Below are 9,142 nucleotides of genomic sequence, written 5' to 3'. Positions count from 1 at the left end.
CCTGGGCGACACGGCGCTGCAGAACGACTTCCGCCGCGCCCTGCGCGTCTACGAGCGCGACGTGCCGCTGCTGATCAACGGCGAAACCGGCTCCGGCAAGGAAGCCTTCGCCCGTGCACTGCATGAGGCCAGCTCGCGCGCCGACAAGCCCTTCGTGGCGCTGAACTGCGCGGCTATTCCGGAGACCCTGATCGAGAGCGAACTCTTCGGCTACCGCGGCGGCAGCTTCACCGGCGCGCGCAAGGAAGGCATGCGCGGCAAGCTGCAGCAGGCCGATGGCGGCACCCTGTTCCTCGACGAGATCGGCGACATGCCCCTGGCCCTGCAGACCCGTCTGCTGCGGGTGCTGGAAGAGCGCCAGGTGGTGCCCATCGGCGGCGAACCCCTGGCCGTGGACGTGCGCATCATCAGCGCCACCCACCGCGAGCTGGAAGCGCGAGTACAGAATGGTGGTTTCCGCGAAGACCTCTACTACCGGCTCAACGGCCTGGTCCTTGACCTGCCGCCCCTGCGCGAGCGCAGCGACAAGCCGGAGCTGCTGTTGCACCTATTGGCCGAGGAAGCCCGCGGCCAGCACATCCACCTTGCCGACGAGGCCCGCCAGGCGCTGCTGGACTTCCACTGGCCGGGTAACGTGCGCCAGTTGCGCAATGTGCTGCGGACCCTCGCGGCGCTCTGCGAAGACGGCATCATCCGCCTGGCCGACCTGCCCCGCGACGTGCTGCGCGCCAGCCCCACATCCACCACTGTCGAGCCGCCGGCCAATCCCCTGGATGACGCCGAGCGCAGCGCGCTGATCAACGCCCTGGACAGCCAGCGCTGGCACATGACCCGCACCGCCGAGCAACTTGGCATCAGCCGCAACACCCTGTACCGCAAGCTGCGCAAGCATGCCATCGCCACGCGGGGGTAGGGGCGAAGCGCTTTCCCTTGTAGGCGCTGCTTTTTTGTGGGGGCGATTTCAATCGCTAACCGGACCGCAGGGCCGGCCTTCGGACTTGCAGGGGGATGCTGCGCATCCCTTCGCGAATGAATTCGCCCCCACAGGGTTCGAGTCCCGCCGGAGGCTGCGAGTGTTTCCAGGGGGCCGTTTTTTGTGGGGTCGATTTCAATCGCTAACCGGACCGCAGGGCCGGCCTTCGGACTTGCAGGGGGATGCTGCGCATCCCTTCGCGAATGAATTCGCCCCCACAGGATTCGAGTCCCGCCGGAGGCTGCGAGTGTTTCCAGGGGGCCGTTTCTTGTAGGGGCGAATTCATTCGCCAAGGACGGCGAAGCCGTCCCGTAGGTTGGTGCTGAGCCTGCGAAGCCCAACAATCCCGGGTACCGAGCTCGTCCTGTTGGGCTTCGCGGAGCTCAGCCCAACCTACGGGCTGCCCCGGCCCCACAGGGTTCGAGTCTTGCTGGTGGGGGCGATGTTTCCAGGGGGCCGTTTCTTGTAGGGGCGAACTCATTCGCCAAGGACGGCGAAGCCGTCCCGTAGGTTGGTGCTGAGCCTGCGAAGCCCAACAGTCCCGGGCATCGAGGTCGCCCAACAGCTCTGCTGCCAACGAAAAAACCCGGCCCCTTTGCGGGGGCCGGGCTTTTGCGTGAACAGGTGCGGGCATCCATGCCCGCCGGGGGAGGGGCCGACGGCAGACCCCGGTCCAATCAGGCGCCTTGCGGGGTCTCGCCGCGCTTGAGGCGGGCGTTGATGTCGTCGATCACCGCCGGCAGGTCGGCGATGGTGTCGATCAGGTAGTGCGGGCGGGAGGCTTCGAACATCTGGCCGATGCGCGCACGCTCCTGGTCCAGCTTGTCCTTGGGCAGGGCCTTGTACTGATCAAAGGTCAGGCCCAGGGCGTTGCCGGAGCAGGTCAGGGCCACGGTCCACATGCCGGCGCTGCGGCCTTCGAGGATGCCCGGCCAGGTGTCGTCGACCTTGACGCAGGCGGCGACGTCGTCGATGCCCAGGGCGATCACGTTGGCCAGGGCCTGGGCCGGGTGCGGTCGGCCGTTGGGCACTTCGTCGGTGGCGACCACGTGGTCGGCGACGTAGCCGTTCTCGCGGGCCAGTTCCACCACCTGGGCCATGACCACCGCCGGGTAGCCGGAGCAGGAGCCGATCTTCAGGCCCTTGCCGCGCAGGGTGGCGATGGCGTCGAGGGCGCCGGGAATCAGCGCGGAGTGCACGCCGATCTTCTCGATCTGCAGCGGCATGAAACGCTCGTAGATGGCGGTGACGTCGTCATCGGTGGGCAGGCGGCCAAAGGCGGCGCGGTAGCGCTCGGCGATTGCCGGGATGTCGCAAAGGGTGCGGATGTGGTCCCACTTGCCCATGCCCATCGGGCCGCGGGCTTCTTCCAGGGAGACGGCGACGCCGAACTCGGCGAAGGCCTCGACGAAGATCTGGGTCGGTGCGAAGGAACCGAAGTCGACGACGGTGCCGGCCCAGTCGAGGATCGCGGCTTTCAGTTGGGTGGGTTGCTTGTATTGCATGGCGAGGGCTCCAGCGGATTGCGAGTTGGGAAACTGGGTTCAGGACTTGGCGCCGGCCAAGGCCGGTTGTCCGGTTGCCGGGAAGGGTTCCGGCGCTTTCAGGGTTTGCGGGCGGCTGTTCCAGAAGGGCACCAGCATCAGGCTGGCCAGCAGCGCTGCGGCAGTGAACACGATGAATACGGTGACGGTGTCGAAGTAGCCCGGCAGCAGGCCGCCGAGGATGGCGCCCACCGAGCCGCAGCCGTTGACGAAGCCCGCTGCGGTGCCGGCGCCGTCCTGGGTACCGAAGTCGATGGCGGCCGAGCCGCTGATCATCGAGTCCGGGCCGTAGAGGGTCATGCCCATCATGAACAGCAGGCCGACCACCAGGTACAGGCTGCCGCTCTGCATGGCCGGGACGAACAGCGCCAGGCAGGCGGTGAGGGCGATCAGGCTGAGCGCGCAGGCCGGCATGCGGCGGGCGCCGAACAGCTTGTCGGAGGCATAGCCGATCAGGATCGGACCCACCAGGCCGGCCAATTCGAAGGCGGTGGGCACTATGGCCGAGGCCACTTTGCCGATGGCGGGCATGCGTTCGTAGATGATCACCGGACCCCACAGGAGGATGGCGTAGCGCGCGGGCTTGAGAAGGAAGTAGGCGAGACCGAGGACCAGCACGGTGCGGTTCTTCAGCACCTTGCGCAGCGCGTTCCAGTGGCCTTCGTGCGGCGTGTTGACCTTCTCCTGGGGCGTGGTCTCGACTTCCACCGGCGGCAGGCCGACGTCCTGCGGACGGTTGCGCTGGAGCAGGAAGAACAGGACGGCCACCACCAGCACCACCACGGCGGAAGACATGAATGCCATGCGCCAGTCGTGCGACACCTCGTAGGCCCACCAGCCGGCGAAGGGCGTGGCGACCAGGCCGCCGAAGGCGTAGCAGGTGCTCCAGTAGCCCAGCACGCGGCCGCGTTCGCGGGTGGCGAAGAAGCTGCCGATGTTCTTGCACAGCCCTGACCAGCCGGTGGACTGGGCCAGGCCCTGGACCAGCATGCAGGTGACGAAGATCGGCAGGGTGGCGAAGGTGCCCATGACCATGGCCGCGAGGGCCGAGACCACCAGGCCGCCGAGGACCACCACGCGCGGGCCGAATCGGTCGGCGAAGATGCCCCAGGTGAACTGGCCCACGGCGTAGGCGGCCAGGTAGATGGCATCGAGGTTGGCCATCATGGCCTTGTCGAGTTCGAAGCTCGGGTCTTCACCGATGCCGAGCTTGGCGACCGAGAAGGCTTTCCGGGTGAAGTAGAAGGCGGCGTAGGCCAGCCAGGTGATAAGGAAGATCTGGACGCGCCAGCGCTGGAGGGATTTCCAGCCGCTGCCGAAGGCACCTGCGTTGTTATTCATGGTTCTGACCCCGTATGGGTATGCCGGACAGTGCAACTAGGGAGGTTGTTTTTGTTTTCAGTACTGCTGGGCTGTCTAAACGCACGGCCTTGGTCAGATGGCAGCGGTCGTGGCGTCAGGCGGATTGGATGAGGTTCTGTGCTACTGAGGCTCCCTGCCCGGCATTTCCGAGCGGTCGGTTTACTACAGATATGTTTCAGAAAAAGGTCACCACACCACGACCCCGCTACCCGCAGCGGGAGCCGTCTCAGGACGGCGGGTGACCTTGAATGGGTCTGCTTGTCGACTCAGGCGGCCGTTTGCTCCATCTCCACGCCCATCACCTCGAGGGAGTCGGCGATGGCGCGCAGCAGTTGGCGGACGATGTGTTCGTCGATCTGCCCGATGCAGCCGATGCGGAAGCTTTCGGCCACGGTCAGCTTGCCCGGGTAGATGATGAAACTGCGGGCCTTCAGCTCTTCATAGAAGCGCTTGAACTCGAAGTTCGGGTGCTCCGGGCTGAAGAAAGTGGTGATGATCGGCGACAGCCAGCGGTCTTCCAGCAGGGTCTGGAAGCCCAGTTCGCGCATGCCGGCCACCAGTACGTCGCGGTTGCGGCTGTAGCGCGCCAGGCGACCCGGTACACCGCCCTCGGCGGCGTGCTGTTCCAGGGCAGCGCGGAAGGCCACCACGCTGTGGGTCGGCGGGGTGAAGCGCCATTGGCCGGTACGCTCCATGTAGGCCCACTGCTCGTAGATATCCAAGGCCAGGGAGTGGGCGCGGCCTTTGGCGGCTTCCAGTACGGAGCGGCGGATGATCACGAAGCCGAAGCCGGGGATGCCTTCGATGCACTTGTTGGCCGAGGACACCAGCACGTCGAAAGCCACTTCATTCACGGTCAGCGGCACGGCGCCGAAGGAGCTCATGGCGTCGACGATCAGGCTCTTGCCATGGGCTTTCACCACATCGGCGATTTCGCGCAGCGGGTTGAGGATGCCGGAGCTGGTTTCGCAGTGGACCAGGAAGACGTTGGTCACGTCCGGGTTGGCTTTCAGCAGGGCGTCCACTTCGTCGGGCTGCGGCGGCAGGTAGTCGCCCTTGTCCAGGGTGAGGTAGGCGCGGCCCAGGTAGTCCAGGGTCTTGGCGGCGCGCTGGCCGTAGGCACCGTTCATCAGGATCAGGCACTTGCCGTCGCGGGGGATGGCGGTGGCCAGGGCGGCCTCTACCGAGAAGCTGCCGCTGCCTTGCAGCGGTACGCAGGCGAAGCTGTCGTCGTGCACGCCGGCCATGCCCAGCAGCTCCTGGCGGACTTCGGCGGTGACCAGGTTGAAGGCGCCGTCCCAGGAGCCCCAGTCGCGCAGCATGGCTTCCTTGGTGGCCTTGGAGGTGGTCAGCGGGCCGGGGGTCAGCAGGTAGGGCTCGCCCAGGGCGGGCGCGGCCAGCGGCTGGTTGGATGTGGGGAATTCGGCTTTGGTCATGATCGTCTCCAGCGGCGTTGTTCTGGTGAGGGCGCGTTGCGTTGGAGAGATCAAAACAATTTCGTAGAAATAAAAAAAATCGATTTATAGTATTTCAAAAATAACTTGAGCTTATTTATCGAGGGGTGGGCAGATGGCGGTTTCCCAGGCGCAGCTCAAGGCCTTCCACGCCGTGGCGGTGCACGGCAATTTCACCCGTGCGGCCGAGGCCCTGTTCCTCAGCCAGCCGGCGGTTTCCGACCAGGTGCGCAAACTGGAGGAGCGCTTCGGCATCCTGCTGTTCCATCGCAACAAGCGCTCCGTGCAGCTGACCGACCTGGGCGAGCGCCTCCTGGCCATCACCCAGCGGCTATTCGCCGCCGAAGCCGAGGCCGAGGAGCTGCTCTCCACCTCCCGCGCCCTGGAGACCGGCAGCCTGACCCTGGCAGTGGATTCACCGGTGCACCTCCTGGGGCATATCGCGCGCTTCTGCGACCGCTATCCGGGCATCCGCGTCAGCCTGGTCACTGGCAACAGCGACGAGTGCCTGCGTCGGCTGCAGGAATACAAGGCGGACTTCGCGCTGCTCGGCCGGGTGGTCGAAGACGACGGCCTGATCACCCATGTGCTGAGCAGCGACCCGCTGGTGGCCTTCGTCGCCCACTCGCACCCTTGGGCGGCACGCGAATCCATCGTCCTCGCCGACCTGGAGGACATGCCCATGGTGTTGCGCGAGCGCGGCTCCATGACCCGCCAGATACTGGAGGACGAGATGAAGCGCGCCGGCCTCGGCATACGTCCGGCCATCGAGGTGGAGGGCCGCGAGGCGACCTTCGAGATGGTCGCCGCGGGGCTTGGCGTCGGCCTGGTCTCGGCGGCGGAGGTGGGCGCCAGCGCCAATGTGCATGTGCTGCCGGTCCGCGACTGCCTGCAGCGCATGACCGAAACCCTGGTGTGCCTGCGGGAGCAGGGCTCGCGGCGGATCATCGAGACTTTTTTCGAGATCGTGCGGTCGAACGGCCGCTGAAGGTTCGCCTTTTCATGTAGGGGCGAATTCATTCGCAAAGGGACGCGCAGCGGCCCCTTGCTTGCCGAACCTTCGGTCCGGTTAGCGAATGAATTCGCCCCCACAGTAGAGCCGACCGCGCCAGTGGTTGAACCATAGGGCCGACGAGGCCGCTGTGCTAACCTGCGTCAAGTTTTTTCCGGGCCGGGGCGGCCCGTTTCAGAGGTCATCCATGCATATTCACATCCTCGGCATCTGCGGCACCTTCATGGGTTCGCTGGCGGTGCTGGCCAAGGAACTTGGCCACCGTGTCACCGGCTCCGACGCCAACGTCTACCCGCCCATGAGTACCCAGCTCGAGGCCCAGGGGATCGAGCTGATGCAGGGCTACGATCCGGCGCACCTCGATCCGGCGCCGGACCTGGTGGTGGTCGGTAACGCCCTGTCCCGCGGCAACCCGGCGGTGGAGCATGTGCTGAACAAGGGCCTGCCCTATGTCTCCGGCCCGCAGTGGCTGGCCGACCATGTGCTGCAGGGGCGCTGGGTACTGGCGGTGGCCGGGACCCACGGCAAGACCACCACCACCAGCATGCTGGCCTGGGTGCTGGAACATGCCGGCATGAGCCCGGGTTTCCTGATCGGTGGCGTGCCGCAGAACTTCGGCGTTTCCGCGCGCCTGGGCGGTACGCCCTTCTTCGTGGTGGAGGCCGACGAGTACGACAGCGCCTTCTTCGACAAACGCTCGAAGTTCGTCCACTACCGGCCGCGCACCGCCATCCTCAACAACCTGGAATTCGACCACGCGGATATCTTCCCCGACCTAGCATCCATCGAGCGGCAATTCCATCACCTGGTGCGCACCATTCCCGGTGAAGGCCTGATCATCCATCCCACTTCCGAAACTGCGCTCACGCGCGTGCTGGAGATGGGCTGCTGGACCCCGGTGCAGACCACCGGCGAAGGCGGTCAGTGGCAGGCGCGCCTGCTGGCCGAGGACGGCTCGCGCTTCGAAGTGCTGTTCGAAGGTGCGGTCGCCGGTACGGTGGATTGGGAGCTGACCGGCCAGCACAACGTCGCCAACGCCCTGGCCACTCTGGCTGCCGCCCGCCATGTGGGCGTGGTGCCGGAGCTGGGGGTCGCCGCGCTCTGCGCCTTCAAGAGCGTCAAGCGGCGCATGGAGAAGGTGGCCGAAGTGAATGGCGTGACCATCTACGACGACTTCGCCCATCACCCGACCGCCATCGCCACCACCCTCGACGGCCTGCGCAAGCGCGTGGGCGATGCGCCCGTGGTGGCGGTGATCGAACCGCGCTCCAACTCGATGAAGCTCGGCGCCCACCGCGACGGCCTGCCGGAATCGGTGAAGCTGGCCGACCAGGTGTTCTGGTACGCGCCGCCGAACCTCGGCTGGGACCTGGCCGCCACTGCCATCGCCTGCCCGGTGCCGGCGCAGGTCTGCACTTCGCTGGAGAGCATCATCGCCGAGGTCAAGGCCCTGGCCCGCCCCGGCACCCAGGTGGTGATCATGAGCAACGGCGGCTTCGGCGGCCTGCACGGCAAGCTGGCCAAGGCCCTGGAAGACTGAGGAGGCAGCAGATGAGCGGACCCGCACGCGTCACCCTGGCGATGACCGGCGCCTCGGGCGCGCAATACGGCCTGCGCCTGCTGGACTGCCTGGTGCAGGAAGAGCGTGAGGTGCACTTCATGATCTCCAAGGCCGCCCAGCTGGTGATGGCCACCGAGACGGACGTCACCCTGCCGGCCAAGCCCCAGGCGATGCAGATTTTCCTCAGCGAATACACCGGCGCGGCGCCGGGGCAGATCCGTGTCTACGGCAAGGAAGACTGGATGGCGCCGGTGGCCTCGGGCTCCGGCGCGCCGGGGGCCATGGTGGTGGTGCCCTGTTCCACCGGCACGCTTTCGGCCATCGCCTGCGGCGCCTGTAACAACCTGATCGAGCGCGCCGCCGACGTGGCGCTGAAGGAGCGCCGCCAGCTGATCCTGGTGCCGCGCGAGGCGCCTTATTCGAGCATCCACCTGGAGAACATGCTCAAGCTCTCCAACCTTGGCGCAGTGATAGTGCCGGCCTCGCCGGGCTTCTATCACCAGCCGCAGACCATCGATGACCTGGTGGACTTCGTGGTGGCGCGCATCCTCAACCTGCTGGACATCCCGCAAGACATGCTGCCGCGCTGGGGCGAGCATCACCTGGGCGTCGATGAGTAAGGGCCTGACCGCGGCCCTGCTGGTGCTGGGCCTGCTGCAGGGCTGCGCCAGCGTCGGCACCCTCAATGCGGCCAAGCCAGGGGCGCCGATCATCTATTCCGGAACCCGCCTGGACTGGTATTCGCTGAATGGCGGCTGCTGCCCGATGGACCGCTTCGGCGTCGAGGCGCCGAGCTATCCGGCCCTCGACCTGCCGGCCAGCGCGCTGCTGGATACCCTGCTGCTGCCCTTCGCGGTGGCGGCGGAGCTGGGTGTGGGGCTGGGGGTCAGCGGCGGGTATTGAGTCGAGTGGTGGCTGGAAACCTGTAGGGGCGAATTCATTCGCCAAGCAGGCCGAAGGTCTGCTCCACAGGCTCCCGTGGGCAGCTGCGCTGCCCTTGGCGAATGAATTGGCTATGTCTGCATTCAGTGTTGCTAGAACCGCCTGAACCAGGCTGATTGTCGAGCGGGTTGCGAGTTTCTGTTTCGCCTCCCGGCGAGTCTCTTTTTTCAGTCGCCAAAAAAGAAACCAAAAACGCTTGCCCCTGCATCCGGGTTTGGCTTCGCCAAACGTCCCTCCCTCCATCGTCGCTCCGGGGGCCCGGCGTGAGGGGCCATCCATGGCCCCGCACGCCTC

General features: G+C 66.2%; 8 protein-coding genes. 5 read left to right on the top strand and 3 right to left on the bottom strand.

The features are described 5' to 3' along the window. Positions 1 to 913: sigma-54-dependent Fis family transcriptional regulator (locus E8F11_RS17385; protein WP_280290097.1), on the top strand; the 913-nt coding region annotated here is incomplete at its 5' end. A 737-nt stretch (positions 914 to 1,650) separates the two neighbouring features. Here E8F11_RS17385 and phnX read toward each other — a convergent pair. From phnX to E8F11_RS17370, 3 genes are all read right to left on the bottom strand, one after another. Next, positions 1,651 to 2,478 carry a phosphonoacetaldehyde hydrolase gene (phnX, locus tag E8F11_RS17380; protein WP_280290096.1) on the bottom strand — a complete coding sequence of 276 codons (828 nt, stop codon included), beginning with the start codon at positions 2,476 to 2,478 and terminating at the stop codon, positions 1,651 to 1,653. Positions 2,479 to 2,517: 39 nt separating this feature from the next. Beyond that, the gene (locus E8F11_RS17375) at positions 2,518 to 3,858 is read right to left on the bottom strand and encodes an MFS transporter (RefSeq protein ID WP_280290095.1); all 1,341 of its coding nucleotides are present in this window, start codon (positions 3,856 to 3,858) and stop codon (positions 2,518 to 2,520) included. Between the two features lie 287 nt (positions 3,859 to 4,145). Beyond that, positions 4,146 to 5,315 carry a 2-aminoethylphosphonate--pyruvate transaminase gene (locus E8F11_RS17370; protein WP_280290094.1) on the bottom strand — a complete coding sequence of 390 codons (1,170 nt, stop codon included), beginning with the start codon at positions 5,313 to 5,315 and terminating at the stop codon, positions 4,146 to 4,148. A gap of 133 nt (positions 5,316 to 5,448) precedes the next feature. Here E8F11_RS17370 and E8F11_RS17365 point away from each other — a divergent pair, with 133 nt between their 5' ends. The 4 genes from E8F11_RS17365 to E8F11_RS17350 all read left to right on the top strand — a co-directional run bounded on the left by E8F11_RS17365 (position 5,449) and on the right by E8F11_RS17350 (position 8,809). Then, a complete protein-coding gene (locus E8F11_RS17365) occupies positions 5,449 to 6,321 on the top strand; it encodes a LysR substrate-binding domain-containing protein (RefSeq protein WP_280290093.1) in 873 nt (290 codons plus the stop codon). Between the two features lie 211 nt (positions 6,322 to 6,532). Beyond that, complete coding sequence (gene mpl / locus E8F11_RS17360) at positions 6,533 to 7,885, top strand: UDP-N-acetylmuramate:L-alanyl-gamma-D-glutamyl-meso-diaminopimelate ligase (protein ID WP_280290092.1); 1,353 nt, start codon at positions 6,533 to 6,535, stop codon at positions 7,883 to 7,885. Between the two features lie 11 nt (positions 7,886 to 7,896). Next, positions 7,897 to 8,526, top strand: coding sequence for a flavin prenyltransferase UbiX (ubiX, locus tag E8F11_RS17355; RefSeq protein WP_280290091.1), 630 nt, complete (start codon positions 7,897 to 7,899; stop codon positions 8,524 to 8,526). Then, a complete protein-coding gene (locus tag E8F11_RS17350; protein WP_280290090.1) occupies positions 8,519 to 8,809 on the top strand; it encodes a YceK/YidQ family lipoprotein in 291 nt (96 codons plus the stop codon). The genes ubiX and E8F11_RS17350 overlap by 8 nt, the downstream gene beginning before the upstream one ends. The last annotated feature ends 333 nt before the right edge of the window (positions 8,810 to 9,142 follow it).

The organism is Pseudomonas sp. BN417 (genome assembly GCF_029871205.1).
GTDB lineage: Bacteria > Pseudomonadota > Gammaproteobacteria > Pseudomonadales > Pseudomonadaceae > Metapseudomonas.
This window is presented reverse-complemented; position numbering and strand designations above follow the sequence as displayed.